At 30.4% G+C, this 26,577-nt stretch carries 29 protein-coding genes and 1 tRNA gene; 17 read left to right on the top strand and 13 right to left on the bottom strand.

Annotated elements, in window-relative coordinates; genetic code table 11:
• Positions 1-1,947 (top strand): cytochrome c biogenesis protein CcsA (ccsA, locus tag WNY60_RS12160; RefSeq protein ID WP_342862536.1); only part of this gene is annotated, 1,947 nt, incomplete at its 5' end.
• An 82-nt stretch (positions 1,948-2,029) separates the two neighbouring features.
• Here ccsA and WNY60_RS12155 read toward each other — a convergent pair.
• Positions 2,030-2,872 carry a hypothetical protein gene (locus WNY60_RS12155; protein WP_342862535.1) on the bottom strand — a complete coding sequence of 281 codons (843 nt, stop codon included), beginning with the start codon at positions 2,870-2,872 and terminating at the stop codon, positions 2,030-2,032.
• A 241-nt stretch (positions 2,873-3,113) separates the two neighbouring features.
• On the opposite strand from WNY60_RS12155, the gene WNY60_RS12150 reads away from it, so the two are divergent.
• From WNY60_RS12150 to WNY60_RS12140, 3 genes are all read left to right on the top strand, one after another.
• Positions 3,114-3,302, top strand: coding sequence for a hypothetical protein (locus tag WNY60_RS12150; protein ID WP_292949452.1), 189 nt, complete (start codon positions 3,114-3,116; stop codon positions 3,300-3,302).
• 107 nt (positions 3,303-3,409) lie between these two features.
• Positions 3,410-3,856, top strand: a complete 447-nt coding sequence (gene mscL, locus WNY60_RS12145; protein WP_145001168.1) for a large conductance mechanosensitive channel protein MscL — start codon at positions 3,410-3,412, stop codon at positions 3,854-3,856.
• Positions 3,857-3,859: 3 nt separating this feature from the next.
• Positions 3,860-4,009: a hypothetical protein gene (locus WNY60_RS12140; RefSeq protein WP_186439172.1), complete on the top strand. Its 150-nt coding sequence runs from the start codon at positions 3,860-3,862 to the stop codon at positions 4,007-4,009.
• Positions 4,010-4,039: 30 nt separating this feature from the next.
• Here WNY60_RS12140 and WNY60_RS12135 read toward each other — a convergent pair whose 3' ends face one another.
• Positions 4,040-4,411 carry a hypothetical protein gene (locus WNY60_RS12135; RefSeq protein WP_339809018.1) on the bottom strand — a complete coding sequence of 124 codons (372 nt, stop codon included), beginning with the start codon at positions 4,409-4,411 and terminating at the stop codon, positions 4,040-4,042.
• 140 nt (positions 4,412-4,551) lie between these two features.
• Between WNY60_RS12135 and WNY60_RS12130 the strand changes: the two genes are divergently transcribed.
• From WNY60_RS12130 to WNY60_RS12115, 4 genes are all read left to right on the top strand, one after another.
• On the top strand, positions 4,552-5,706 hold the full coding sequence (locus WNY60_RS12130; RefSeq protein WP_145001173.1) for a PLP-dependent aspartate aminotransferase family protein: 1,155 nt from the start codon (positions 4,552-4,554) through the stop codon (positions 5,704-5,706).
• Positions 5,707-5,736: 30 nt separating this feature from the next.
• Positions 5,737-6,630, top strand: coding sequence for a 23S rRNA (adenine(1618)-N(6))-methyltransferase RlmF (gene rlmF / locus WNY60_RS12125; protein WP_342862534.1), 894 nt, complete (start codon positions 5,737-5,739; stop codon positions 6,628-6,630).
• Between the two features lie 6 nt (positions 6,631-6,636).
• Positions 6,637-7,353: a bacillithiol biosynthesis deacetylase BshB1 gene (gene bshB1 / locus WNY60_RS12120; RefSeq protein WP_145001177.1), complete on the top strand. Its 717-nt coding sequence runs from the start codon at positions 6,637-6,639 to the stop codon at positions 7,351-7,353.
• A 76-nt stretch (positions 7,354-7,429) separates the two neighbouring features.
• Positions 7,430-7,505 (top strand) — tRNA-His (locus tag WNY60_RS12115).
• A 153-nt stretch (positions 7,506-7,658) separates the two neighbouring features.
• Here WNY60_RS12115 and WNY60_RS12110 read toward each other — a convergent pair.
• The 3 genes from WNY60_RS12110 to WNY60_RS12100 form a co-directional block, all read right to left on the bottom strand.
• Positions 7,659-9,218 carry a M28 family peptidase gene (locus WNY60_RS12110; RefSeq protein WP_342862533.1) on the bottom strand — a complete coding sequence of 520 codons (1,560 nt, stop codon included), beginning with the start codon at positions 9,216-9,218 and terminating at the stop codon, positions 7,659-7,661.
• 357 nt (positions 9,219-9,575) lie between these two features.
• Complete coding sequence (locus WNY60_RS12105) at positions 9,576-9,905, bottom strand: FUSC family protein (RefSeq protein ID WP_099569002.1); 330 nt, start codon at positions 9,903-9,905, stop codon at positions 9,576-9,578.
• 4 nt (positions 9,906-9,909) lie between these two features.
• The gene (locus tag WNY60_RS12100) at positions 9,910-10,701 is read right to left on the bottom strand and encodes a DUF3108 domain-containing protein (RefSeq protein ID WP_145001181.1); all 792 of its coding nucleotides are present in this window, start codon (positions 10,699-10,701) and stop codon (positions 9,910-9,912) included.
• A 131-nt stretch (positions 10,702-10,832) separates the two neighbouring features.
• On the opposite strand from WNY60_RS12100, the gene WNY60_RS12095 reads away from it, so the two are divergent.
• The 4 genes from WNY60_RS12095 (at position 10,833) to WNY60_RS12080 (ending at position 14,649) form a co-directional block, all read left to right on the top strand.
• Positions 10,833-11,243, top strand: a complete 411-nt coding sequence (locus WNY60_RS12095) for a hypothetical protein (protein WP_261375282.1) — start codon at positions 10,833-10,835, stop codon at positions 11,241-11,243.
• Positions 11,244-11,311: 68 nt separating this feature from the next.
• Positions 11,312-12,043 (top strand): heavy metal-associated domain-containing protein, encoded by a 732-nt coding sequence (locus tag WNY60_RS12090; protein ID WP_342862529.1) that lies wholly within the window; start codon positions 11,312-11,314, stop codon positions 12,041-12,043.
• A 2-nt stretch (positions 12,044-12,045) separates the two neighbouring features.
• The gene (locus tag WNY60_RS12085) at positions 12,046-14,280 is read left to right on the top strand and encodes a TonB-dependent receptor (RefSeq protein WP_342862528.1); all 2,235 of its coding nucleotides are present in this window, start codon (positions 12,046-12,048) and stop codon (positions 14,278-14,280) included.
• 12 nt (positions 14,281-14,292) lie between these two features.
• On the top strand, positions 14,293-14,649 hold the full coding sequence (locus WNY60_RS12080; RefSeq protein ID WP_145001187.1) for a cation transporter: 357 nt from the start codon (positions 14,293-14,295) through the stop codon (positions 14,647-14,649).
• Between the two features lie 76 nt (positions 14,650-14,725).
• Here the strand turns inward: WNY60_RS12080 and WNY60_RS12075 are convergent, their stop codons facing one another.
• Positions 14,726-16,153 (bottom strand): hypothetical protein, encoded by a 1,428-nt coding sequence (locus tag WNY60_RS12075; RefSeq protein ID WP_339809010.1) that lies wholly within the window; start codon positions 16,151-16,153, stop codon positions 14,726-14,728.
• 154 nt (positions 16,154-16,307) lie between these two features.
• Here WNY60_RS12075 and WNY60_RS12070 point away from each other — a divergent pair, with 154 nt between their 5' ends.
• A complete protein-coding gene (locus WNY60_RS12070) occupies positions 16,308-17,927 on the top strand; it encodes an ATP-binding cassette domain-containing protein (protein ID WP_292949409.1) in 1,620 nt (539 codons plus the stop codon).
• Between the two features lie 234 nt (positions 17,928-18,161).
• Complete coding sequence (locus WNY60_RS12065) at positions 18,162-18,698, top strand: fasciclin domain-containing protein (protein ID WP_339809047.1); 537 nt, start codon at positions 18,162-18,164, stop codon at positions 18,696-18,698.
• A 64-nt stretch (positions 18,699-18,762) separates the two neighbouring features.
• On the opposite strand, the gene WNY60_RS12060 is transcribed toward WNY60_RS12065, so the two are convergent.
• The 5 genes from WNY60_RS12060 to pheT form a co-directional block, all read right to left on the bottom strand.
• On the bottom strand, positions 18,763-18,993 hold the full coding sequence (locus tag WNY60_RS12060) for a DUF2007 domain-containing protein (protein WP_261375284.1): 231 nt from the start codon (positions 18,991-18,993) through the stop codon (positions 18,763-18,765).
• Between the two features lie 82 nt (positions 18,994-19,075).
• Entirely contained in the window at positions 19,076-19,273 is a 198-nt protein-coding gene (locus WNY60_RS12055; RefSeq protein WP_342862527.1) for a hypothetical protein, read from the bottom strand.
• Positions 19,274-19,283: 10 nt separating this feature from the next.
• A complete protein-coding gene (locus WNY60_RS12050) occupies positions 19,284-19,481 on the bottom strand; it encodes a hypothetical protein (protein WP_145001199.1) in 198 nt (65 codons plus the stop codon).
• A 12-nt stretch (positions 19,482-19,493) separates the two neighbouring features.
• A complete protein-coding gene (locus WNY60_RS12045) occupies positions 19,494-19,694 on the bottom strand; it encodes a hypothetical protein (RefSeq protein WP_342862526.1) in 201 nt (66 codons plus the stop codon).
• A gap of 2 nt (positions 19,695-19,696) precedes the next feature.
• The gene (gene pheT / locus WNY60_RS12040) at positions 19,697-22,126 is read right to left on the bottom strand and encodes a phenylalanine--tRNA ligase subunit beta (protein ID WP_342862525.1); all 2,430 of its coding nucleotides are present in this window, start codon (positions 22,124-22,126) and stop codon (positions 19,697-19,699) included.
• A gap of 247 nt (positions 22,127-22,373) precedes the next feature.
• Here pheT and WNY60_RS12035 point away from each other — a divergent pair, with 247 nt between their 5' ends.
• The 3 genes from WNY60_RS12035 (at position 22,374) to WNY60_RS12025 (ending at position 24,628) form a co-directional block, all read left to right on the top strand.
• Positions 22,374-22,574 (top strand): hypothetical protein, encoded by a 201-nt coding sequence (locus tag WNY60_RS12035; RefSeq protein ID WP_145001205.1) that lies wholly within the window; start codon positions 22,374-22,376, stop codon positions 22,572-22,574.
• Between the two features lie 4 nt (positions 22,575-22,578).
• Entirely contained in the window at positions 22,579-23,313 is a 735-nt protein-coding gene (locus WNY60_RS12030) for a hypothetical protein (protein ID WP_342862524.1), read from the top strand.
• Between the two features lie 106 nt (positions 23,314-23,419).
• Positions 23,420-24,628, top strand: coding sequence for a TlpA disulfide reductase family protein (locus tag WNY60_RS12025; RefSeq protein WP_342862523.1), 1,209 nt, complete (start codon positions 23,420-23,422; stop codon positions 24,626-24,628).
• Positions 24,629-24,648: 20 nt separating this feature from the next.
• Here WNY60_RS12025 and WNY60_RS12020 read toward each other — a convergent pair whose 3' ends face one another.
• Both WNY60_RS12020 and WNY60_RS12015 read right to left on the bottom strand, forming a co-directional pair.
• Positions 24,649-25,569, bottom strand: a complete 921-nt coding sequence (locus WNY60_RS12020; protein WP_339809003.1) for a putative sulfate exporter family transporter — start codon at positions 25,567-25,569, stop codon at positions 24,649-24,651.
• Positions 25,570-25,648: 79 nt separating this feature from the next.
• The gene (locus WNY60_RS12015) at positions 25,649-26,530 is read right to left on the bottom strand and encodes a LysR family transcriptional regulator (protein WP_339809001.1); all 882 of its coding nucleotides are present in this window, start codon (positions 26,528-26,530) and stop codon (positions 25,649-25,651) included.
• Positions 26,531-26,577: the final 47 nt, after the last annotated feature.

Below are 26,577 nucleotides of genomic sequence, written 5' to 3'. Positions count from 1 at the left end.
CTATCTGTAAATCATGATTTTTGGGGTACTTGGGTTACTTATGCAGGATACTTTTTACTATACTTTGGTATGATGGCTATCTTGTTTGCTAATCACACTAGATTTAGAGATTTGCAAAATGGCTTAGAAAAAATTAAGAAGAAAAAAACTAAAATGCTAACCATTGCATTTTTAAGTTTAAGCGTATTTGGATTTGCACAAGATCAAGAGCATACTGAAAACGATGGACATGGTCACCAATCCAATACAGTTACAGAGAAGCAAAGACCTAGTAAATCTCAAATAGATTCTATTTTAAAAGTAAATGTAGCTCCAGAAGCACATGCTAAAAAATTTGGAAGATTAGTTATTCAGGATCTTGATGGTCGTATGATGCCTATTGATACGTATGCGTCAGAGTTAGTTAGAAAATTAACTAAGCATGAAGGTTATGAGGGTTTATCATCAGATCAAGTCTTTTTAAGCATCCTAGAAAGTCCAATGTTATGGTATAATGTTCCAATTATATACTTAGCACCTAAAAAAGCGGATTCTATTAGAGGGATTATTGGATTAGATAAAGACCAAAAATATGCTGCATTATTAGACTTTTTTGACGATAATTTTCAATATAAATTAGATTCGTATTTGGAAGAAGCATCTGCAGTAAAATCTCAAACAGGAGTACAAAAAGAGTTTATTGAAACCAATCAGCGTATTAATTTATTAAGTAATGCTATTGAAGGACGTTCTCTTAAGATATTTCCAGTACCAGACGATGAAAACAATACATGGATTTCTCCTTTTGAATATAAAAATGATGGCTACAATCAAAAAATTAAAGATAGTACCTATGGTAGTTTTATAGGTTCTGGTTTTGATTGGTATTTATATACTTTAAATGAAGCTAAAAAAACAGGAGACTTTACTAAATCTGAAAAATTATTAGAAGCATTTAAAACCTCTCAACGAAAAGTTGGAACAAGCGTAATGTTAAGTGAGGATAAGATAAATGCAGAAATTTTATATAACCAATACGATGTGTTTAAAAAACTATTTAGTTGGTATATGTATGCAGGAACATTGCTATTTATCTTACTTATTTGGCAAATCTTTAAAAGTAGCAATAAGTGGTTAGCTAAAAGTGTTACCATATTTAAATTTATCATATTAGGACTATTTGTTATCCATACTTTAGGCTTAATTTCTAGATGGTACATCTCTGGTCATGCACCTTGGAGTGATGCTTATGAGTCTATGATATATGTTGCTTGGGCAACTATGTTTTTTGGACTGGCTTTTGGAAGAAAAAGTGATTTAACCTTGGCATCTACAGCATTTGTAACAGCAATGATATTAATGATTGCACACTGGAATTGGATGGATCCAGCAATTGCTAACCTACAGCCTGTATTAAATAGTTATTGGCTAATGATACATGTAGCAGTTATTGTTGCTAGTTATGGTCCATTTACATTAGGTATGATTTTAGGTATTGTGTCATTAGTTTTAATGTTGTTGACCAATAAGGACAATAAATCTAAGATGGATTTAAATATAAAAGAACTAACTATTATTAATGAAATGGCTTTAACCGTTGGTTTGGTCATGCTAACTATAGGTAATTTTCTTGGTGGACAATGGGCTAATGAAAGTTGGGGAAGATATTGGGGTTGGGACCCTAAAGAAACTTGGGCACTTATTAGTATTATGCTTTATGCATTTGTAATCCATATGCGTTTAGTACCAGGATTACGTGGTAGATGGTTTTTCAACTTAATGTCCATTATAACTTTTGGAAGCATTTTAATGACCTATTTTGGAGTTAATTTTTACTTGTCAGGCTTACATAGTTATGCAAGTGGAGATCAAATAGTAAGCTTCAAATTTATAGGAATAGCGCTTGTAGGTGTCGCTATTTTAGGAGTGTTTTCATACAGGAAGTATGCTAAGTATTATAAAAAATAAACAGTATATATCATTACAAAAAAAAAGACTCACTATAATTAGTGAGTCTTTTTTTTTTTGTATTTTAAATTGAGCATTATACTTAATTAGAATTTAGTGCTATTTGCTTAACTATAACTTCAGTATCTGTAGTAATGTGTAGTATTAAGTTTTTGTCATTTGTTTTTAGCGGAATATTTATTTTGTTGTTGTTTGCCTTTTCTATGGTTTTTAAAGCTATTCCCTTATAATTATAAACAGTAATATTTTTGACTATCGCGTTATTTTCAAATTTTAAATTTAATTGGTTAGTATTTGCATCGTAGCTAAGATTTATGCTTTTTGTAGTTGCGTTGTTGTCAGGTTTTGGAGGGTTTTCATTATTTCCTAAAGCATTAAAACTATCAATGATAATATCCTCATTATTGGTGTCTATATCTAATATTTCAGGTTCTTCAAATGCAATGTAAAAACGGTCTGTGTAATCTCCAGCGTCAATAATACCAGTAAAAGGCGTGTCGTTAATATTAGTATAAGTATCAAGCAAAGCGTCATATATGTATACATTAATATCTGTATCAAAGTTTTCTAAGCTAGATAAGGTAATACTTGCTTCTCCAGATACTTCATTGTATAATCCAAAAAGATATTGACTAGTATTTTGAAATTGCCCTACACCTTGGATTACATATCTATTGGAGTCTATTAACCAATTTAAATCATTAGTAAAAGGAGAATATACAGCAGCATCGTAACCATAATCAACACCATCCGTAGCAGCATTGTCTGACGTAAAGGCTAATACAAGTTCTCTTGAGGCTCCATTTGGCGCATTGTAGTCTAATCTAATGATTTGTATTGAGTTTGCGTTTGTCGTTGTATTGCTATTGTTAGCAAAAGTGTAACTTGTGATTAAAAGTAGGGTTAGTAGGGCGATTTTTTTCATAATAAGGGATATTAATCAGTTAATAGGTTAAATTCTTAGACCAATATAGTTATACTGTTAAAAAACAACTATTAAATGCGTATTTATTCGTTTAAATGCATTTTAAAACTGTTAATTTGGTTTTTTTATCGACAAAATACACTTTTAAGCCGTCTAAAGTGTTTGATTTTTAGTTGTGAGTTATTCTTTTTGTTTTCACTTTAATATTTTATTAACTTGTTAAAAATTATAAATCACATTAATGAACTACATTAAAAACTTTGGCTTAAGTAACATTTTACTACTTATTTTGTGTCTAGCAATTATATTGATTGCCGAGTATTTATTTTTAAAAGGAGAGCAACTACATGGTATTTTTATTGGTTTATGGGCACCAACTCTTTTAGGTGTAATGATATATGTAAAACTTGTAAACAATGGAAGGAAATAGTATTGTATTTTGGTTTTCTATTATCGTATTTTTTTGTGTCTTTGCATGGGCTTTAGTTATGATTAGAGCTTACAATAAAACAACTAAGGATTAAATAAAGTTTACAAATGAAATTTTTAAGAGAGTTTAAAGAATTTGCTGTAAAAGGCAACATGATGGATATGGCTATAGGTATAATTATAGGTGCATCTTTCAATAAAGTAATTGATGTTTTAGTTAAAAAAGTTTTTTTACCACCATTATCATTATTGACTGATGGTTTAAATTTTCAGAATAAGCGCTATATTTTAAGAAATGAGATTGTAAGCAATGATGGTGTGGTTACTAGTCAAGAAGTAGCTGTATATTATGGCGAATTGTTTGAGGTTGTATTAGACTTTTTAATTGTTGGTTTAACGGTATTTATAGTTGTTAAAGCTATGAATAGGTTAAAGGATAAATCACACGACACCAAAAATAAAACAGTTAAAACACCTAAGGATATCGAGTTGTTATCAAGATTATCCGATTTAATGGAAGAGCAAAATGCACTTTTAAAAGCTTCAAAAAAATAAGATATGCCTAAGCCTAAAGGTCAAAAAAACACAAAAAACAAAGCCAAACATTCTAAGTTAATGGCTAAAAAGATTAATAAAAAGAAAAAGGAAGAAGCCACAAGAAAAGAAAAACTTAAAGCTATTGTAAATAGTCAAATAAATAATAAATAAAAAAGAGCCAATATTAATTGGCTCTTTTTTTTATAATTTGATTAAAGATTTTTCAATATTTAAATCACTTAATATTTTATTCGTAAAACTATAATGTCCTTTAGTTGTAATAATTTTAAAACGATGGTCTTTCATTCTAGTAACTACGTCTAATAGTCGCCATTTTGTTTTTAATAGTTTAGGTTTTTCGCTTTTTAAGCCTAATTCAAAAAAATATTTTTTGGTACGCTTATAAGCTGTAATGTCAGGTGTAATAACTAAGCTGTTTTTCTTTTTAATAAAAGATTTAGGCGATTCATATCCATCTAAATCCGCTTTAATATTTTCATACCCTAAAAACTTTAAATGTTTAATAGATTGTTTTAAAATGTCTTCGTGTGCTTCTTTATCTTGTGCTATCATAATCAATAAGATACAAAAAAAAGGATAGATTTTAGTTAAGGACTAGTTAAAGCTACTTATTAAGTTTTAATATTAGTAAGCCTAGTATTATATAGTCAATTTTAAAATCAGTAATTTAGTAGTCTTAAAGTGTTAACAAAATGAAATTAGAAAATCAAGGTTTAAATACCATTTGTACGCATGTTGGTGAAGTGCCAGATGAGCAATTTAAAGGCGCAATATCTCCAATTTATTTATCATCTTCTTATCAATTTATGGATGTAGATGTTAAACGTTACCCAAGGTATTTTAATACACCCAATCAAGAATATTTGGCAAAAAAAATAGCAGCTTTAGAACATACAGAAACAGCTATGATATTTGGCTCTGGTATGGCAGCTATTAGCCACATGTTTTTAGCGTTTTTAAAATCAGGAGATCATATTGTGGTTCAAAATACCTTATATGGTGGAACATCTAATTTTATTAGAGAAGAATTTCCTAAATTAAATATAGAGTTCACTTTTACAAATGGTTATAAAGTTGAAGACTTTGAAGCAGCAATACAACCAAATACCAAGTTGATTCATATCGAAACACCTTCAAATCCCTTGCTTACCATTACAGATATTAAAGCAATTGCCAATTTAGGTAAACAAAAAAACATTGTAACAAGTATAGATAATACGTTTGCAAGTCCAGTAAATCAAAACCCAATAGATTTTGGTATTGATTTAGTAATGCACTCGGCAACTAAATATTTTGGAGGTCATAGTGATATTTGTGCAGGAGCAGTAGCAGGAAGTAAAGATCATTTAGATAAAATATGGAATGTATCTAAAAATTATGGAGGTAGTTTAAGCGATTTTACGGTTTGGATGTTGGAGCGTAGCATGAAAACTATGGGTTTACGTGTAAAAGCACAAACTAAAAATGCTAACAAATTAGCAAAATGGTTAGATAAACAAACATTTGTTAAACAAGTGTATTATCCAGGCTTAAAAAGTCACCCAGAACATAAGTTAGCAAAATCTCAAATGAAAGGTTTTGGAGCTATGTTATCTTTTGAACTTATAGATAATATAAATTCTGATCAATTCATGAAGCAATTACAGTTAATTAAAGCTTCTATGAGTTTAGCAGGTATAGAAAGCACAATGTTATCTCCAACACAAACATCACACTCGTTATTAACACCAGAACAACGTTTAGAAATTGGTATATCAGACGGACTTATTCGTTTTTCTTTAGGAATAGAAGAGGCTAAAGATTTAAAAGCAGATATAAAACAAGCAGTGGAAGCAACCATAAAATAATCAACTCATAACATTTTCAATAAATATATTTTGCATAAAAAAAACAAACATACCGACGATTACGATTTTGATCAGCTATCACTAGTTTACACAGACTTAGAGCCCTTCATTTTTACAAATGCCAATAACAAAAAAACTATTGATTTTGCTAACCCTAAAGCAGTAAAGGCTTTAAATGCAGCATTATTAAAATCTCATTATGATGTAGCGTTTTGGGATTTTCCTGATCACTTTTTGTGTCCTCCAATTCCTGGACGTGTAGATTACATACACCACATTTCAGATTTATTAGAGCGTTCTAAATTAACAGAAAATATAACTGTTATGGACATTGGTACAGGTGCAAATTGTATTTATCCTTTATTAGGTAATGCAGCGTATGATTGGAGTTATATAGGTGTGGATAGTAATGATGACGCCTTGAAAGCTGCTCAAAATATCATTGACAAAAATAACTTACAAGACCAAATTAAACTTAAAAAACAAAATGACGATGCACATGTGTTGACAGGTGTTTTAAGTGAAACAGATAAGGTAACAGTAACCATGTGTAATCCTCCATTTTTTAAAAATGAAGCTGATGCATTAAAGGCTACAACAAGTAAACTAAAAGGACTTGGAAAGCCCACAGACCAAATGGTCAGAAACTTTGCTGGACAAGCACATGAATTATGGTACAAAGGTGGAGAAAAAGCTTTTTTGCATAATTATTTATACGAAAGCTCTTTATTAAAAACTGCAAGTTTTTGGTATACAAGTTTAGTGTCTAACAAGGATAATGTAAAAACAATAAACCAATCACTTAAAAAGCTAGGTGCTACAGCTGTTTTAACAATAGGAATGAATATTGGAAACAAAAAAAGTAGAATTGTTGCTTGGACATTTTTAGATGAACAACAAAAAGAAGATTGGAATAAAAATTAAGTTATAATGAAAGTAGATATACTAGCATTTGGTGCACATCCAGATGATGTAGAGTTAGGCGCAGGAGCTACAATAGCAAAAGAGGTCGCTAACGGTAAAACTGTAGCTATCGTGGACCTAACTAAAGGAGAGTTAGGAACGCGTGGTACAGAGTTGACCAGAAAGGCAGAAGCAGAAGAAGCTAAAAATATATTAGGAGTAGCTTATCGAGAAAATCTAGGTTTTGCAGATGGTTTTTTTGTTAACGACAAACAGCACCAACTAGAAATCATAAAAATGATACGAAAGTATCAACCAGAGATTATATTATGCAATGCAATTGATGATAGACACATTGATCATGGAAAAGGGAGTAAATTAGTTAGTGACGCTTGTTTTTTAAGTGGTTTAATTAAAATTGAAACTATAGTTAATGGTATGCCTCAAAAACAATGGAGACCAAAGCAAGTTTACCATTACATACAATGGAAAAATATAGAACCAGATTTTGTTGTAGACGTCTCAGATTACATGGATGTTAAGATGAAAAGTGTATTAGCCTATAAAACTCAGTTTTTTGATCCTAATAGTAAAGAACCAGAAACACCTATTTCTAGCAAAAACTTTACAGATAGCGTAAAATATAGAGCAAATGATTTAGGAAGACTAATAAATGTTGATTACGCAGAAGGCTATAATGTAGAGCGTTACGTCGCTGTGGAAAGTTTATTTGATTTAAAGTAAAAAATTTTAAAAAAAAGGTTTGGAATAACTACTAAATAAATTACCTTTGCACACGCATTATTAAATGTGCACAAATGGTGGTTGTAGCTCAGCTGGTTAGAGCGTCGGTTTGTGGTACCGAAAGTCGCCGGTTCGAACCCGGTCTTCCACCCAAAAGCAAAAAGCTTCTCTAAATTTAGAGAAGCTTTTTTTGTGCTTTTTATTTTAAGTATAAGTGAATGTGTTTAGACTTTTATAATTAATAACTTCAAAAGATAATACATAAAAAAAAGTCCTGTAAAATTACAGGACTTTTTTTTATGTTGTTATTCAGCTTTATCAACTATAATTCTTGATGATCTATTGGCTAGTTCCCAAGCAGTATAAAATACTAATCGAGTTCTGTTTTCTAATAAATCGTATTCTATCTTATCTGGTGTATCACTTGGTCTATGGTAATCATCGTGCGTTCCGTTAAAGTAAAATATAACTGGAATATTATTTTTAGCAAAATTATAATGATCAGATCTGTAGTAAAATCTGTTAGGATCATTATCATCATTATAAGTATAATCTAATTCTACCTTAGCATACTTTGTATTCATCTCTTCAGAGATCTCATGAAGCTCTGTGCTTAATTTATCACTACCAATTAAGTAGATGTAATTACGGTCTCCTGTTTTACGTTTAGGGTCAACACGACCTATCATATCTATATTTAAATTAGCAACAGTGTTAGCTAATGGAAAAATAGGATCGTTATCTGTATAATGCTGACTTCCTAATAAGCCTTTTTCTTCACCAGTTACATTTAAAAATACTATAGATCGTTTTGGACCATGTCCATCTTTTTTAGCTTTAGCAAAAGCTTCTGCAATTTCTAAGACAGCTACAGTACCAGAACCATCATCATCTGCGCCATTATAAACTTCTCCATCTTTTACACCTTCGTGGTCTAAGTGAGCAGATACCACAATATACTCATCTGGTTTTTCCGTACCTCTAATTATAGCAGCAACATTCTCAGAAGATAAATCTTTAGAGTTATTAGTAAAGTCTAAATCTAAGTTAGCTTTAACTATCTTATTTTTAAATGAAGCATCAAAAGTTCTTACATCTTCATTAAAAATAGCTTTAGTCGTTTCAGTATTGACTAAAAAGTAAAACATGTCTTTATCATTGCCAGCTAAAGTCATTCTACCACTAGAAGCTCCAAAACGTAGTGCAGCCATAGCAAAGACTTCTGGGTTATAATATAAAACAGCTTTTGCTCCTTTTTTTTCAGCTAAATCGCGTTTTAATGCAAATTCTTGTCTAAAATTAGACCAATTTGAAGACTCTTTAGTTCCTGATATTACATATGTACCATCACTATTTTTAGGTTCTCCGCTTACAAAAAAGACAACTTTACCTTTTATGTCTATGTTGTCGTAGTTAGAAAATTTATCATCTTCAATACCGTAACCTAAATTTACAATTTCAGTAGCTTTTAATTTACTTGTTTCCATTGGGTTGATAGAAACAAAATCTTCTAAATTTTTTAATGACTTTTCATTAATAGTTAATGCAACATCTGGCTTAGATTGCACCTTTAATGGTACATCTTGAAAATAGTTTCCATCGCTTTTTGCAGCTGGAACACCATATTTAATGTAATGTTCTTTTAAAAAGTTGATTGCTTTTTTCTGTCCTTCAGCACCAGTTTCTCTACCTTCAAATTCATCAGATGCAAAAGTGTACAATGATGTTTTTAGGTCTTCTTGTGTGATTGTTTGTCCGTAGACAACAGGATCTACAACTTTAGTGCTTGTTTCGCTGCCTTTCTGAGAGCTTCCACAGGCCACAAATAATAAACTTAATGTGGCGATTGAGAATGTTGATTTCATTAATGGTAAATGATTTAAGTAGTTATACCTTCAAAAATACAAGAAAAATTAACTTAATATTAAGTTTACCTTGATTTTAAGATATAATTAGGAAACTATAAATCGTCACGTTTTACAAAGTTGACTTGCTAATTTTGCAAATGTCAGTTTTTCTAAAAATTAATGGAATAAACATTTATGATTACAGCCTAGCTGTATATTTTGCAGAATAAATTAAGTGTAAAAAATATATTTTTTACACTTAATTGAATAAACACTAATATGTAAGTGGATAATACTTATTATTAGTGTTTTTATAAGCTAGATTTATATCCATTTAACATTTTAAATCAAATGGAATTAATCTAATATTTTTACTTAATCAATAATGATTAAATCTTCTAATTCTTCTTTAGCTTCTTCTTGTCTTTGTTGTTCAAGTTCTTTCAACTCTTTAGTATCTCCGACTTCTTTAACACTAAAAATAGATTTATAGGTTGCAAGTGCTAGAGCTATTATAGTTATTAAAAAAACAACTTGTATGACATGTGTTGGTTCTTGATTTTTCTTGGATTTAAAAAATGCTAATAGTCCAAAAGCAAGTGCAAGGATAGCTGGAATAAACGATAATTTATATAGTGGTAAGACTGAAAGAATTACAGCTAATACAGCAAAAATTAATCCTAATATTATACTTATTTTTCTCATGTTGTTAGTTTTTTAATCCAGTCGCAGATTTTATTTTTAACTCACCACTTCCAACAGCTATTTTAAATTTAGCATACACAGGTATTTTGTTGTCGTCAGCAGTTAACCAAAGTAAATTGGCATTGTTTCCTTTTAAAAAGTTGTTACCTGCAACGCTAATGGCTAGTTTATAACATTCTTTTTTACCAATAGCAGTATTAATAGTTTCTTTAGCAAGTAAAGTAAAGCTAAGTTTGGTCATTTTATTATCAAATAAGACTGTAAAAGAGTCTGAAGCACCTATTGGAGCTTTATTGATATCTAAGGTTCTAATTTTATAAATCGTAGAGACAATATCTCTAGTATTTCCATTTATTTTTACATTATTATTTTGATCCCAAAAACCTGTTTTAGTTTTTTTAGTCTTTTTTCTAATTAAGCTTTCTACAAGATTAGCCTTATGGTTGTACTTATATTTTACAAATTTGTAATAACCACCTTCATTAATCTCTCTGTTATATAAATACGGAGTGACAGTTCTAGGGTTTACATAGCTTTCATATAGATCTCTAATTTTAAAATAACTATCAAAATCACTATAGGTAGTGGCAGTACATTTTAAATGTAATAAAGTTGCGCTACTAGTCTTCATTTCGCTAGTTTCCATCTTAACTTCTGCTATATCTGTTAATATTCCAGACATATTGTAAGAGGCAGCAAAAGTTAACTTTTCTCCAGCTTTAAAAGCTTTATTATCTTGAGCTTGCAAAAAACTGAAGGTTACAAATGCTAGTAATAATGTTAATTTAAATTTCATAAAAAGGTTATTTATTTGTCAAAGATATAACTTAACATTAATTGTGCCGAAATTATTGTCCTAATTTAATATAGTTGTTAAACCTTTTGAAAACCATGCTACTGTATTAGTCTATTTTGTACTTTTGTGACGTGATTAAAAAAGCGTTACATAAAATAGGATCTGCATTAATGGCATTAGTGGTGTTGTTGTCAACACTGTCTTTTACTGTTGAAAGCCATTATTGCGGAGATCATTTAGTAGATGTTGCTGTTTTTACCAAAGCAAAAAAATGCGGTACTCCTGTGGATACTGATAAAAACGTGGTTTTAAAAAAATCATGTTGTAAGGATGTTGTTAAAATTATTAAAGGTCAAGACCAACTAAAGTTAAATAGTTTTAACGATTTAGATGTTGCTAATCAATTTTTGATAACCTCTTTTGTTTTTACTTATTTTCATTTGTTTGAAAGTCTTCCAAAACAAATCATTCCACATAAAAATTATTCTCCTCCCAACTTGGTTATAGATTACCAGGTACTTCACGACGTATTTGTTATTTGATAAAAGGCTTTAATTATTTCGCTTAAGCGGAAATTATTTAAAGTTAATTTTATTAAATCATATTTATAATGACACATATTTATACAGTTACAGGTATGACCTGTAATGGCTGTAAAGCTTCGGTAGAGAAGTCTTTACAATCTTTAAAAGCAGTTGTAGATGTTTCAGTTAATTTAGAGCAATCTGAGGCTGAAATAGACATGACTGAACATATTTCAATTAAACAATTACAAGACGTATTATCAGATAAGTTTCAAATAAGCGAAGTAAATACTTCTAAAAATCTATTTGATTCTGTTGCTAGTGATCAACATGATAAAAGTCAACTAAGACAACTGTTTCCGTTGTTTTTAATCTTCGGTTATATAACAACTGTTGCTATTTTACTAAATCTTAAAGCTTGGGAGTTGTCTAACTTTATGTTAGATTTTATGGGCTTATTTTATTTTGTATTTAGTTTTTTTAAATTCTTAGACTTAAAAGGGTTTCCTGAAAGTTTTAAAATGTACGACCCATTAGCTAAGGCTATTCCTAAGTATGGTTTAGTTTATCCATTTATCGAGCTGATTTTAGGTTTGTTATTTATTGCTAGAATTCAGATTCCGTTAGCCTTAATTATCACAATAGTTATTTTAGGTATCACAACGTTTGGTGTAATTAAAACTTTGCTAGATAAAAAAACTATTCAATGTGCTTGCTTAGGGACAACGCTTAAACTACCAATGACTAAAGCGACCTTTATAGAAAACACCATTATGATACTTATGGCGGTTTGGATGTTAATTAAAATCTATAATTAGTTATGAAAAAATTATTGATACTATTTAGCTTTTTTCCAATACTGCTAATCGCACAAGAAAACTTAACAGGTACCATTTATGACGCTAGTCAAGGTGATGCAAAACAACCTTTATTTGGTGCTAATCTAATTTGGTCTGGCACTAGTGTAGGTACAGCTACAGATATTGATGGCAATTTTAGTTTGCCATTTGTAGAGAGTACTAATGATTTGATTATAAGTTATGTTGGGTTTAAATCTGACACAATAACTATAACGTCTTCAAATTCAATTAAACATGTTTTAGAGCCTACCAACAACCTTGATGAAGTTTTTGTGCAATCCAGAAAGGTAGCGACTTCAAGATCTTATTTAAAAGCTCAAAACACACTATTGGTAAGTAGTGACGAGCTTTTAAAAGCTGCTTGTTGTAATCTGTCGGAAAGCTTTGAAACTAACCCATCCATTGATGTCAATTTTAGTGATGCTGTTACAGGTACCAAACAAATAAAAATGCTAGGTCTTTCTAGTCCTTATATATTAATTGCTACAGAAAATATTCCTGCAATTAGAGGTGCTTCTCAAGCTTTTGGTCTTAGTTTTATTCCGGGTACTTGGGTAGAAAGTATTCAAATTACTAAAGGCGCAGGAAGTGTGGTTAATGGATTTGAAAGTATTGCTGGTCAGATTAATGCAGAGTTAGTTAAGCCTTCAACAGACAATAAATTTTTTGTTAATTTATATGGTGCAAGTAGTACACGATTAGAATTAAATACGCATTTTAATACTAAAATTAGTGATAAAGTTAGTACTGGTTTGTATTTGCATGGTAATGCACATCAAGAAAAACATGATGTAAACAACGACGGATTTTTAGACATGCCTTTATATAATCAGGTAAATGTTATGAATCGTTGGCAATATACTAATCCAGAAAAAGGGTTAGTAACATTTGTTAATTTAAGGTATTTGGATGATAGTAAACAGTCAGGTCAACTTAACTTTAATCCTGATACAGATAAACTAACCACTAATGCTTGGGGAAGCGAGATAGATACAAAACGCTATGAGATTTCTACTAAGTTAGGGTATGTAAATCCAGAAATACCTTGGCAAAGTTTAGGTGTACAATTTGCTTTTAGTAATCATAAACAAGAATCTTATTTTGGTTTAAATGAATATAATATTAAACATACCAGTATATATTCTAACATTATTTATAACTCAATTATAGACGACTCTAGGCACAAGATTAAAACTGGTATAAATTACACTTATGATGATTACAATGAGTTTGCTATTCAGCAAGATTTTGAAAGAACTGAACGTTCTTTTGGTGGGTTTTTTGAATATTCGTTTGACGATTTAGAATACTTTACCATGACTGCAGGTCTGCGTGTGGATACTCATAATTTGTTAGGCGAGTTTATTACACCAAGACTACATATGCGATATTCACCTTGGAGTAAGTCTGCAATCAGAGCCTCTGTAGGTAGAGGGAAGCGTAGTGCTAATATATTTACTGAAAATCAAAATTTATTTGCCTCTTCGCGTGAATTTTCAATTTTAAATACCAACGGAACCATTTATGGTTTAGATCCAGAAATTGCATGGAACTATGGTGTATCTTATTTACAAGGGTTTAACCTTTTTGGAAGACAAGCCGATGTGACTTTAGATTTTTACCGTACAGATTTTCAAAATCAAGTTGTTGTTGATTTAGAGAATAGTCAAGAAGTAAATTTTTATAATTTAGAAGGAGATAGCTATGCTAATAGTTTTCAGGCCGAATTTAACTACAACGTATTTGAGCATTTTAATTTAAGGACTGCTTATAAATATTACGATGTAAAAACACAGTATAAATCAGGAAAGTTAATTAAGCCACTTACACCTAAACATAGGTTGTTTGCTAACGCTTCGTATGAAACCATTATTAAAAATAATAGTAACTGGAAGTTTGATTTAACCTATAACTGGTTAAGCGAGCAAAGGTTTCCTTCAACATTAAATAATCCTATTCAATATAAAATAGAGGATTATTCTAAGTCAATCGGAACTTTAAACGCACAAATAACTAGAGTGTTTTCTCCAAAATTCGAAGTATATTTAGGAGGAGAAAACATTACAAATTTAAGACAGGATAATCCTATAGTTAGTGCAGACAATCCATTTGGAACAAGTTTTGATACCAACTTTGTATATGGACCAATATTTGGTAGCATGTATTATGCAGGATTAAGATATAAATTAAAATAAAACCAATATAAAATGAAAAAACTAGTATTAGTATTAATAATGATTGCATCAACAGTAAGTTTTGCACAAGACAAAAACAAAAGAGAAAGTTTAGAAGTTGATGGTGTTTGCATGATGTGCAAATCAAGAATCGAAAAAGCATGTTTTAAAACCAAAGGTGTTAAAAGTGCTATTTGGAATGTCGAAACGCATGAGTTAAAATTAATTTTTGACGAAAATAAAACAAGTTTAAAAACTATCGAGCAAAATGTATTAGCTGTAGGTCATGATACAAAAGACTATAAAGCAACAGATGAAGCTTATGGTTCTGTGCATGATTGTTGTAAATACAGGGATGAAGAGGTTAAGGATGATCACAAAAATGATTAATCATAATTAATTGAAATAAAAAAAACGCCTGCAATTTGCAGGCGTTTTTTTATTACTTATTTAGTAATGTATAATTTTACTTATTAATTAAACCTAATAACTCAGTTTCCATCATAACATCAAACATATTAGCTTTAGGGTTAACAATTATAGCATTTTTGTCTACTATAAATATTTTGTTAACGGGTTTAAGTGACAGAAGTTCAATTGCATCCTCAACGTTTTCAAAATGATACTCATTGGTTAAACTAAAGTTATTACGTCGTAAAATTTCGGCTTGCTCTCTGCTACTTATTTTATTTATAGAAATAGCAATAATATCAAACTCAGGGTATTTTTTTTGAAGATCGTTTGCACGCTCATGAGAAACTTTTAAGTGATATCTATCTTTAGCATCCCAAAAATAAATGATGGATGGTTTAGTAATAATATCCTTTAAGTGTTTAGTTTCTTCATTTTTATTAATCACCATTAAATCAGGAATCACTTGACCTGGCTTTAAAAGTTTATAAGAGTTGACTAGCTTAGTCGCTTTAAATTTTTGTTCATTATTAGTGCTTTTTGCTTGAAACGATTTTAATAACGTATCATAATCATCTACACTTTTTGAAGCATTAATAAACTTAATCATGTTGTAATATAACAATCTGTTTTTAATAAAGGTGTCAGATACCTTTTGCTCTATTAATGATAGCTTATCTAAATTATAATCTAGAGATTGGTTGTTGTAAGTATCGTCTTGTGAGTGTTTAAAGTGCTCTTGTAAGGCTATGTTGTTAAAATGAAACCTTAAAAAGGATACATAAGGTCTGTAATCTTTTAATAGCTTGTTGTTATAATCAATATCAGATCTAAAGTCAAAAAAGTCACTTGGTAGATTGTTAAAAATAGCTTCTTCATTTTGGCTATAATTAATAAACGGATAGGCTTCTTTACTATAATAATAATTGTAATCTATATTGGCTCTAGCATAAGCATCAAAAAGCTCAGTAGTTTTATGCTTGTCATTAAATTTGGAAAGCTTATCTAATTTATTTTGTCTAATTTGAGAAAGCTTAGCTTCAAATGCTTTAGGTTCTAATTGACTTATTTTTAAAATTTCTTGTTCTTGTTGTTCTGTTTCTAAAAACAAATCCATCAGGTAATTGTTTTCCTTTTCTCCAATACCATTAAAAACTAAAGACTCATCAAATTCCTTAGTATTAACTCTTACCATAATACTATCTAGAGGCTGTATTAAAAAGGACTGAGACTCTTTACCATCGTAAAAACTAAATAATCCAGGCTCAAAGTCATTAAAAACATATTTAAAACGATTATTACTATCTAAAAACACTGTATCAATAATCTCAGAAGATTTAAAAATGATAATATAATTGGTGCTTGGGTTAATAATTTCGCCTCCAAAAAATGCAGTATTATCCTTTAATGTCTTCTTATCTTTTTTACAAGAAAACATGACGCTAGAGCAAAGTAAAAGATAAATAAATAGTCTTGTATACATATGGTAATTAATAAGGGCAAAAAATTTTACAAACAAAAATATGTTTTGCGAAAGAGTTCTCGTGTTAAGGCGTTGTTAAAACTTATTAAAGACTGAATGTATATGGCTATTTGATGTTAATTTTCTACTTTTGCACAAAATTAAAATTCAAGATATGTTATCAGTATCAAATTTATCAGTTCAATTCGGTAAGCGTGTGCTTTTTGATGAAGTTAGTACCACTTTTAATAATGGAAATTGTTATGGTATTATAGGAGCCAATGGAGCTGGAAAATCTACATTTTTAAAAATTATTTCTGGACAGATGGAGCCGACTTCGGGTCAGGTACATCTAGAAGCGGGAAAACGCATGTCGGTTTTAACACAAGACCACAATAAACATGACGAAGACACTGTTTTAGAAACAATATTAAAAGGTAATAAAGCCCTTTATAAAATAAAGACAGAAATTGACGCTTTGTATGCAGACTATACAGATGAAAACGCTGAGAGAATAGGAGAGCTGCAAGTGCAATTTGAAGAAATGAATGGTTGGAATGCAGATAGTGATGCTGCAGCTATGCTATCTAATCTAGGTATAAAAGAAGAGTTTCATTACACATTAATGGGTGATTTGGACGGAAAACAAAAAGTACGTGTGTTATTAGCGCAAGCACTTTTTGGAAATCCTGATGTACTTATTATGGATGAGCCTACCAATGATTTAGATTACGAAACCATTGCTTGGCTAGAAAACTTTTTAGCTAATTATGATAACTGTGTTATTGTAGTCTCTCACGATAGACACTTTTTAGATGCGGTTTGTACACATATTAGTGATATTGACTTTGGAAAAATTAATCATTTTTCTGGTAACTATACCTTCTGGTATGAGTCCTCTCAATTAGCAGCAAGACAACATGCACAGCAAAACAAAAAAGCTGAAGAGAAGAAAAAAGAATTAGAAGATTTTATCCGTCGTTTTTCTGCTAACGTAGCAAAAAGTAAGCAAGCTACAAGTAGAAAAAAAATGATTGATAAACTTAATATAGATGAAATTAGAAGAACCAGTCGTCGTTATCCTGCCATAATTTTTGACAGAGATAGAGAAGCTGGTGATCAAATTTTAAATGTCGAAGGTTTAGCAGCATCAATTGATGATGAAGTGTTATTTAAAAATGTAGATTTAAATCTACAAAAAGGAGATAAAGTAGTCGTGTTTTCTAGAGATTCTAGAGCAACTACTGCGTTTTACGAAATTTTAAATAACAATCTAAAAGCAGATGCAGGTAAATTTGATTGGGGAGTTACAACAACTCAATCATACCTTCCATTAGATAATAGTAAGTTTTTTGAAAGTACAGACATGACTTTAGTCGATTGGCTAAGACAATGGGCTCAAACAGAAGAAGAACGTGAAGAGGTACATATTAGAGGGTTTTTAGGAAAAATGATTTTTAGTGGAGAAGAAGCCTTAAAAAAATGTAATGTACTGTCTGGAGGAGAAAAAGTACGTTGTATGTTATCTAGAATGATGATGACTAGAGCTAACGTATTACAATTAGACGAGCCAACAAACCACTTGGATTTAGAGAGTATTACAGCGTTTAATAATTCGCTTAAAAACTTTAAAGGGACTGTTTTATTTACAACTCATGACCACGAGTTTGCACAAACAGTAGCTAATAGAGTAGTAGAGTTAACACCAAACGGAGTAATTGATAGATATTCTACGTTTGATGATTATATGCAAGACAAAAAAATAAAAGAACTAAGAGACCAAATGTACGCTTAGTAATTATAAAATTTTATTTACATATTTAAAAAGCCTTCAGATCTCTCTGAAGGCTTTTTTTTATTGGTTTTTTTTCATATTTATGAATCAATAGTTTTAGTTAATCATGTGTTAAATAGAAAAATTTAAAAACCGACATTTAAGTTCTCTCGTAAATAGATCGAACTTAAAAACCAAAACAATAAAATTATGAAAACAGTAAAATTATCAAAAATCGTATTAGGACTTAGTGTAATGCTTGTAGCAAATTTAGGTTTAGCTCAAGACAAAAAAATGATGAAAGAAGACACTAAAATGGTTGGTGGAGCAGAGATGTATCCATCAAAAAATATTGTAGAGAATGCAGTAAACTCAAAAGATCACACAACGTTAGTTGCAGCAGTTAAAGCAGCAGAATTAGTTGATGTTTTACAAAGCGAAGGACCTTTTACGGTCTTTGCACCAACAAACGCAGCTTTTGATAAGTTACCAATGGGAACAGTAGATACCTTATTAAAACCAGAAAATAAAGAGCAATTACAAACAGTATTAAAATATCACGTTGTTGCTGGAAAGTGGAACGCTAAAGAAATTTTAAACTTAATTGAAAAAGGAGATGGTAAAGCGGTTATTAACACTGTGTCTGGAGGAACTTTAACTGCATGGAAAAAGGGAAAAGATGTTTATGTAACAGATGAAAACGGAAACTCTGCTAAAGTTACTATTGCAGATGTAAATCAATCAAACGGAGTAATACACGTTGTTGATTCGGTTCTATTACCAAAAGCATAATACAAACGTATTTGAATAGTCTAAAAAAACCTCTTCATTCTTTACAGAATAGAAGAGGTTTTTTTTATGCTTTAGTTTCTGCTTTTACAGCTTCAACAATGGATAGTGCTTTACTAAGTTCAGATTCGTGAACAAATACTTCAGGCACTCGTGGTATATCGTGTACAAAACCACCTAGTCGCCCAGATTCATTTTCGTCTTTAATAATGGGATTTATTCCAATATCTTCTAATCTGGTTTTTATTAATTGTACGATTATAAAGTTACCTTCAAAAATTTTTATATAGTCTGTCATAATTTTGAATTTAAGTTGTTACTTAAATATACAAAAAAATAAAGGAAGTTTATAGGTCTTTAAAAATTATAGTTTTGTTAAATTATTCTATATTTTTAATTGTAAAATACTTGTATAAACTGTAACCACCTGATCCTATAAAGGCTATAGCTATAATAAATCTAATAGTGTTAGGTGTTAGATTTCCATTTAAATACTGGTAAATTCTAAATACACCATAGGCAATAAACACTATGCCTAAAATTAAATTCAAAATATTAGTTTTTGGTTGAGGTTTCATGGGTAGCTAATTAGTCTTGTTTTTTTAATTGCGTATAATTATATAGTGCGTAAATACCATAACCTATAGCAGCAACAGCAATAGCTAGTCTAAACGAGCTTAATGTTGGATTAGCATTAAAATGTTGGTATAATCTAAAGCACCCAAATCCTATTAATAATAGTCCTGTAAATAAATTATAAAGTTTGTTATTTTTTAACGATTCCATGTTTAGATCTGTTTACGCTTGTTTGTCTTTTGTGTTTTTTATGTAAGTGTAAATTGCATATCCACCATAACCAAAAAACACCAATGAAATAATTAATTTTACTAAATTAAAAGCAGCTTCATTAAAAAATTGATACAGTCTATAAAATGCATAAGCTAAAAAAACTAGTCCTGATATTAGATAAGACGTGTTACTTTTAAAAATAGAAGACATAATTATCTTAACTCTGCACCAAGTTGTTTTTCAAAATTGTTTTGTAGCTTGTTCATGATTTTATCAACTACTTTATCTGTAAGCGTTTGTCTCTCGTCCATAAATGTAAAGCTAACAGCATAACTTTTTTTACCTTCTGGTAAGTTTTTACCTTGGTAAACATCAAATAAATTTACTTTTTTAAGTAATTGTTTTTCTGTTTTTTTAGCGATTGCTTGCAGACTATCAAAGGTTACGTTTTGATCTAACAGTAATGCAAAATCACGTCTTACTTCTGGGTACTTAGGTATTGCTGTAAACTTAATTTTGTTACGTTTAGCAACCTCTATAATAGTATCCCAATTAAAATCGGCATAAAATATATCTTGAGTTATATCAAAATGCTTAGCTATTTTAGATTTTAATACACCAAAGTTTACTAAGGTATCACGTCCTATGCTAAACTGCAAACCTTCGGAAAACACATCGTTTGTAGTAGCGCTTTCTTGGTATCGTGTAATTCCTAGACGCTCTAAAACACTGGCAATAGTTCCTTTAAGGTAAAAGAAATTGGTTTTTACTTGTGGCGCATTTGACCAGTTTTCTTCGGTTTTAAATCCTGTAACAAGTAATGATAAGTGTTTATATTCTTCGCGTGTGCCATTATAGTCGTGATAGGTTTTACCAAATTCAAAAAACTTTAAATTAGTTTGACGTCTATTAATGTTGTGACTTAATGCTTCTAATCCAGAAAAAAGTAAGGTTTGACGCATAACTCCTAAATCTTGACTTAAAGGGTTTAGCATCTCTACATTATGCTCTGGTTTTAACTGTTCTGTTAGTTTTAAATAGTTTGCACTTGTTAAAGAGTTTGCCATAATCTCAAACCAGCCTTGAGCTGCTAATTGATTACCAACAAGGTTTTGTAGTTTATAGTCTTCAAACCTTGAAGCATTAGATATTGAGGCATTTAGTTTAGAGCTAGTCTCAATATTATTATAACCATAGACTCTTAAAATTTCTTCTATAACGTCAGCTTCACGTGTAACATCGTTTCTAAAAGCAGGTATAGTTAGACCTAATCCAGTTTCTGTTACACTATTAATTTTAATATCTAAAGAGGTTAGGATTGATTTTATAGTTTCGGTAGGTATTTCTTGACCAATAAGTTTGGTTACTTTATCAAAACTTAATCTAACCTGAAAGTCTTCAATTTTATTAGGATAAATATCTGCTATATCACTAGTAATTTCTCCTCCAGCAATCTCTTGGATTAGTAATACAGCACGTTTTAAAGCGTATTCTGTTATTTTTGGATCAATACCACGTTCAAACCTAAAAGATGCATCTGTATTTAATCCATGACGTTTTGCAGTTTTACGCACACTTACAGGGTTAAAGTAAGCACTTTCTAAAAAGATGTTTGTTGTATGCTCTGTAACACCACTATCTATACCTCCAAAAACTCCTGCGATACACATAGGTTTTTCGGCATTACAAATCATTAAATCATCTTCATGTAATTCACGCTCTACGCCATCTAAAGTGGTAAATTTGGTGCCTGTTGGTAATGTTTTAACTTCAACTTTATTTCCGGTAATTTTACTAGCATCAAAAGCGTGTAATGGTTGACCTAAATCGTGTAATACGTAGTTTGTAATATCTACTACATTATTAATTGGTGACAAACCAATAGCTTTTAATCTGTTTTGTAACCACTCTGGAGAGGTTTCTACCTTAAGACCAGATATGGTAACACCACAATATCTTGGTGCTAATTCTTTATTTAATACGTCAACATCAATTTTAAGTGTTCTGCTATCTACATGATATGCACTAACGCTAGGAGTAATTAATTCGACATTTATTCCTTTTTGTTGTAATCCAGCTTTTAAATCGCGAGCAGTTCCAAAGTGGCTCATTGCATCTGCACGATTAGGTGTTAATCCAATTTCAAAAACTTGATCATTTTCTACTTCAAACAAATCAGCACAAGGTGTACCAACAACAGTGTCTTCTGGTAAAACTAAAATTCCGTCATGAGATTTCCCTAAGCCTAACTCGTCTTCTGCACAAATCATTCCGTGACTTTCTTCTCCTCTAATTTTACCTTTTTTGATAGTCCAGGCTTCACCTTCTTCAGTATATAAAGTAGTTCCTATAGTTGCAACAGGTACTTTTTGTCCAGCAGCTACGTTAGGAGCACCACATACAATTTGCACAGGTTGATCTTGCCCAATATTAACAGTAGTTACTTTTAGTTTGTCTGCATTGCTATGTTGTACGCAAGTTAAAACCTCGCCAACAACAACACCTTCTAAACCTCCTTTAACGCTTTGGTATAGGTCTAAGCCTTCAACTTCTAAACCTAAATCTGTAAGTAATTCGCTAGTTTGTTCTGGAGTCCAATCAATTTTTATAAATTGTTTAATCCAGTTGTAAGAAATCTTCATTTGTATACTAATTAAGTGCACAAATATAACAATACTTAGTAGTTTTAAGGATTTAAAAAACAGCTTTTATTTCATTTTTAAAGCATTTTTTTAGGACTAATTACAGATAAAGAAAATTGTTATAGTTTTATATCGAAAAAACATGGCGTTTTATCTGTAATTTAAATAAAAGACATATACTTAAAAATCTAATTAGGCTTTTATTACCGTATATTAGATAGATATTAATCATTAAAACCATTAAAAGATGAAAACTATTTTTAAAATAGCATTACTTGTTGTGTTATTTTCAGTTGCTTCTTGCAGAGATTCTAAAAAGGATGATGCAGCAGTAAAAGCGACAGAGCAAATCGAAACTATTGAAGTTGAAACGGATAGTCTAGTAAACGATTTAGAGCTTGAGGCTGATGAACTAGAAAAAGAATTGAAAGAACTTGAAAACCTATAATAACATGAAGCATTTAAAAATAATACTAGTATGTACAGGACTATTTTTAGTAGGTAGTCAACAAACACTTACTGCGCAAATAGCTACTGAATCTGAATTAGTTAAAAAAACAGAGCAGAAAAAAGCAGAAATGAAAGCTCAAAAGGAGCAAATGAAAGCGCAGATTAATGACAAAAAAGAAGCGCATAAAGACAATTTGAAGGAGAAGCAAGGCGAGTTAAAAGAAATGCATGCCAAAAAGGAAGAAATGAAGTCTGAAATGCTAGAAGAAAAAGCCGACATGAAGGCTAAAATGGAAAATGCTACTGGCGAGGAGAAAGAAGCTTTAAAAGCTGAAATGAAAGAAAAAATGAGTGCTAAGCGTATGGATATGGCACAAAAAAGAGAAGAATTAAAAGCAAAACGTGAAGCGTTTCAAGGTGATAAAGAAGCCTATAAAGCAGAGCGTATTGAAGCTGTGAGATCTAGAATGACGTCATATGATAATAAAATAGATGCTAGCGACCAATTGGTAACTAAAGGTCAGGACAGATTAGCTGCTGCTAAAGCGCAATTAGAGCAGCAAAAAGCAGAAGGAACTATTACGGATGAGGAAGTTAGTAAACGTGAAATTACTTTTAAAAGAATAGAGGAAAAGCTAAAAAAGCATGAAAGTGCAATTGAAAGAACTAAAACTAGAATTCAAAATAATAAAGAAAAGTTAGTAGAACTTGAAAAAGTAGAAACTGCTGAAGAGTAATAGTTATAATATTTTATATTTTAAAAAGACATTGTTAACGCAATGTCTTTTTATTTGTAAGTATTTTGTTGTTATTTCGAATAATATTGTAAAAAACATTTAAACCATGCGTCAACTTTTAGTTATCCTAGTACTTTTTAGTATGTTATCTTGTCAAAATAATGATACCGAGTTTTTAACTTTTGGTACATATCGAGGCGAATTAAAAGTAAATGACACTAAAAACCTTCCGTTTATCTTTAACGTAAAAGATGCTAATGCATTAGAAATTTACAATGCGGATGAGGTTATTACTGTGGATGAGATTGAATATAAAAATGATTCGGTTTACATTAAATTGCCAGTGTTTGAAGGCTTATTAATTGCAAAAATTAAAGATCAAACCCTAAATGGTCGCTTTGTTGTTGAAGAAAAAGGACGTCAACAAGCTTTTACAGCGTCAAAAAATGAAAGTAGATTTGATAATAACGCTAAAGCGGAAACTAATATTACTGGAGAATGGGAAACTGTTTTTAGTCCAAATACCGAAGCTGATAAGTACGTCGCTAAAGGGGTTTTTAAACAAAACGATAATATTGTAACAGGTACTTTTATGACCGAAACTGGAGATTATCGTTATCTAGAAGGGATTGTTGATGGTAATCAATTACAATTATCAACTTTTGATGGTGCACATGCCTTTTTGTTTACCGGAACCGTTACAGATAGTACAATTAATGGACAGTTTTACTCTGGTAATCACTGGAAAGAGCCATTTACAGCTAAACGTAATGATAACTACCAATTAGCTAGCGCTAATAATTTGACTTTTTTAAAAGAAGGGTATGATACTCTAGCATTTAGCTTTCCGGATACAGATGGTAAACAAGTGTCTTTAAAAGATGATCGCTTTAAAAACAAAGTTGTAGTTGTACAGATTATGGGTACATGGTGTCCAAATTGTTTAGACGAAAGTAAATTTTATACACAATATTATAATGAAAATAAAGATAAAGACATTCAGTTTGTCGCGTTAGCGTTTGAATATGCTAAAACCGAAGCTAAAGCCTTTAGTTTTATAAACCGCTTAAAGGATAGGCTAGATATTAACTATCCAATATTATTAGCGCAAACCGGATCAACTAGTAAAACTGCTGCTAACGATAAACTCCCTATGTTAAACCACGTATTAAGTTATCCAACGTCTATATTTATAGATAAAACTGGTAAAGTACGTAAAATACATACAGGTTTTAATGGTCCAGCAACAGGAGACAAATACACGAACTTTAAAACTGAGTTTAACGCCTTTATGGATATGTTGTTAAACGAATAAAACTTTTGGTTTAATAATGTCTATTTTAAAATATACCATAAAGAAAACAGCGAAATAAATACCCATAAAACAACTGCTAGTGTGATAGGTTTTAAACCAGTAGCTTTAAGCTCTTTAATAGAAATTGTTGAACCTACAATAAATAGTGTAATAAGTAAAAGACGTTTTGATAGTGACACAATAAAAGTGGTAATGTAAGGTGGTAGTATTTGATAGCTATTTATAATTATAGCAAGTATAAATAAAATAATAAAGTAAGGGATTTTTAGTTTTCCTTGATTGGTTTTAAAAAATAACATCGAAAAAAAGGACAACGGAATAATCCAAAGCGTTCTAGATAGTTTTACTGTAGTAGCGATTCTTAAGGCTTCCTCTCCATAATTTAAAGCAGCTCCAACTACAGAGCTTGTATCGTGTATAGCAACAGCACACCATAACCCAAATTGTTCTTGTGTCAAGTTTAAAAAATGTCCTATCGTTGGAAACACAAACAAAGCCACAGCGTTTAGTAAAAACACAATGCCTAAAGCAAGACTAATCGTATTGCTTTTTGCTTTTATAATTGGTGCAATTGCAGCAATAGCACTACCTCCACAAATGGCTGTTCCAGAAGTAATAAGGTGACCAAGTTTTAAATCTATTTTTAAAACTTTTGTTAATATTAAACCTAAAACTATCGTTAGTGTAATGGTGTAAAATGTCAAGTTAAAGCTGGTTTTACTAGTCTCTAATGTTTCAAATAGATACATGCCAAAACCTAATCCTATAACAGATAGTTTTAAAAGATAGTGTATAAATTTATGGCTATATTGCTTAATAGGATTCTTAAATATAATAGCAAATAAAAAACCTAATATCAACGCTAATGGACTGTTTATAAATCCTAGTAGACACAAAGTTATTAATGTAAAGTAAACTATTTTGGATATTACATTTTTCATATCAAACAGATTTGTTTGATACAAAAGTAGGTGTAGTTAATAACTTTAAAGCAATGTAAATAGTTATAAGCTATAACTTTTAGTTATAATTAAAACGTATTATTTTTTTAAAGTAATCAAAAGTGTGAGATAGGTATCCTGTCCTTTTTACAAAGTAAAACCAGCGTTGAATATCCAAATCTTTAATATCTATAATTCTAAGCTTATTATTTTTTAAATCGTCTGTAATGGAGTGTATCGATAATAAGGCGTAATGATCAGAGTTTAATAAATAACTTTTAATAGCTTCAGTGCTATTAAAAGATACGACGCTATTTAGCTTGCTAATATTATTTTTTGATAAAAAAGCATCGATAATTTCTTTTGTTCCTGATCCAGTTTCACGCTCAATCATAGGTAAGTCTTGTAACGTGTTTATATCAATACTACCTTTCGGGAAACTGTAGTTTTTAGCATTTGTAACTAGTACAATTTCATCTTTTATAAACTTTTCAAAATGTAATTTGGGATTAGCGCTACTTCCTTCGGTGATTCCAAAGTCGATATCTTCATTTAGAATCAGATTTTCTATGGTTTCAGAATTATTACTGATGATATTAAATTTGGTTTCTGGGTATTGTGCCCTAAATTTAGCTATTGTTTTAGGTATAATGTAATTAGAAATTGTGGTGCTAACTCCAAAATGGAAAAAATCTGGAATGTTTTCTTTTTTAAGAAGAAACCGTTCATCCATTTCGGAATAAATAGTCAATATTTTATTAGTGTAAATTAAAAAGGATTTACCTTCAGCAGTAAGTTCAATCGAATTTCTTTTTCTAATAAATAGAGTGGTTTTATAGTCTTGCTCTAAGTTTTTTATGGCTTTTGAAATTGCAGGTTGGGATAAATATAGTTGCTCTGCAGCCTTAGTAAAACTTAAGTGTTTAGCAACGATTTTAAATATATGTAGTTTAGTTTTCATTAATTTTTGACGTATATTTAAAATCGTTAGTGCTGTCTTTTTTTTTT

The organism is Olleya sp. AS48, assembly GCF_038900355.1.
Lineage (GTDB): Bacteria > Bacteroidota > Bacteroidia > Flavobacteriales > Flavobacteriaceae > Olleya.
Note: the sequence above shows the minus strand (reverse complement) of the source record. Positions and strands in the feature narration are given on the sequence as shown.

Bases quoted from the DNA above. Each gene is read 5' to 3' on its own strand.
- WNY60_RS12155 (WP_342862535.1), bottom strand. From the start codon at position 2,872: ATGAAAAAAATCGCCCTACTAACCCTACTTTTAATCACAAGTTACACT.
- WNY60_RS12150 (WP_292949452.1), top strand. From the start codon at position 3,114: ATGAACTACATTAAAAACTTTGGCTTAAGTAACATTTTACTACTTATT.
- mscL (WP_145001168.1), top strand. From the start codon at position 3,410: ATGAAATTTTTAAGAGAGTTTAAAGAATTTGCTGTAAAAGGCAACATG.
- WNY60_RS12140 (WP_186439172.1), top strand. From the start codon at position 3,860: ATGCCTAAGCCTAAAGGTCAAAAAAACACAAAAAACAAAGCCAAACAT.
- WNY60_RS12135 (WP_339809018.1), bottom strand. From the start codon at position 4,411: ATGATAGCACAAGATAAAGAAGCACACGAAGACATTTTAAAACAATCT.
- WNY60_RS12130 (WP_145001173.1), top strand. From the start codon at position 4,552: ATGAAATTAGAAAATCAAGGTTTAAATACCATTTGTACGCATGTTGGT.
- bshB1 (WP_145001177.1), top strand. From the start codon at position 6,637: ATGAAAGTAGATATACTAGCATTTGGTGCACATCCAGATGATGTAGAG.
- WNY60_RS12110 (WP_342862533.1), bottom strand. From the start codon at position 9,218: ATGAAATCAACATTCTCAATCGCCACATTAAGTTTATTATTTGTGGCC.
- WNY60_RS12105 (WP_099569002.1), bottom strand. From the start codon at position 9,905: ATGAGAAAAATAAGTATAATATTAGGATTAATTTTTGCTGTATTAGCT.
- WNY60_RS12100 (WP_145001181.1), bottom strand. From the start codon at position 10,701: ATGAAATTTAAATTAACATTATTACTAGCATTTGTAACCTTCAGTTTT.
- WNY60_RS12090 (WP_342862529.1), top strand. From the start codon at position 11,312: ATGACACATATTTATACAGTTACAGGTATGACCTGTAATGGCTGTAAA.
- WNY60_RS12085 (WP_342862528.1), top strand. From the start codon at position 12,046: ATGAAAAAATTATTGATACTATTTAGCTTTTTTCCAATACTGCTAATC.
- WNY60_RS12080 (WP_145001187.1), top strand. From the start codon at position 14,293: ATGAAAAAACTAGTATTAGTATTAATAATGATTGCATCAACAGTAAGT.
- WNY60_RS12075 (WP_339809010.1), bottom strand. From the start codon at position 16,153: ATGTATACAAGACTATTTATTTATCTTTTACTTTGCTCTAGCGTCATG.
- WNY60_RS12070 (WP_292949409.1), top strand. From the start codon at position 16,308: ATGTTATCAGTATCAAATTTATCAGTTCAATTCGGTAAGCGTGTGCTT.
- WNY60_RS12065 (WP_339809047.1), top strand. From the start codon at position 18,162: ATGCTTGTAGCAAATTTAGGTTTAGCTCAAGACAAAAAAATGATGAAA.
- WNY60_RS12060 (WP_261375284.1), bottom strand. From the start codon at position 18,993: ATGACAGACTATATAAAAATTTTTGAAGGTAACTTTATAATCGTACAA.
- WNY60_RS12055 (WP_342862527.1), bottom strand. From the start codon at position 19,273: ATGAAACCTCAACCAAAAACTAATATTTTGAATTTAATTTTAGGCATA.
- WNY60_RS12050 (WP_145001199.1), bottom strand. From the start codon at position 19,481: ATGGAATCGTTAAAAAATAACAAACTTTATAATTTATTTACAGGACTA.
- WNY60_RS12045 (WP_342862526.1), bottom strand. From the start codon at position 19,694: ATGTCTTCTATTTTTAAAAGTAACACGTCTTATCTAATATCAGGACTA.
- pheT (WP_342862525.1), bottom strand. From the start codon at position 22,126: ATGAAGATTTCTTACAACTGGATTAAACAATTTATAAAAATTGATTGG.
- WNY60_RS12035 (WP_145001205.1), top strand. From the start codon at position 22,374: ATGAAAACTATTTTTAAAATAGCATTACTTGTTGTGTTATTTTCAGTT.
- WNY60_RS12030 (WP_342862524.1), top strand. From the start codon at position 22,579: ATGAAGCATTTAAAAATAATACTAGTATGTACAGGACTATTTTTAGTA.
- WNY60_RS12025 (WP_342862523.1), top strand. From the start codon at position 23,420: ATGCGTCAACTTTTAGTTATCCTAGTACTTTTTAGTATGTTATCTTGT.
- WNY60_RS12020 (WP_339809003.1), bottom strand. From the start codon at position 25,569: ATGAAAAATGTAATATCCAAAATAGTTTACTTTACATTAATAACTTTG.
- WNY60_RS12015 (WP_339809001.1), bottom strand. From the start codon at position 26,530: ATGAAAACTAAACTACATATATTTAAAATCGTTGCTAAACACTTAAGT.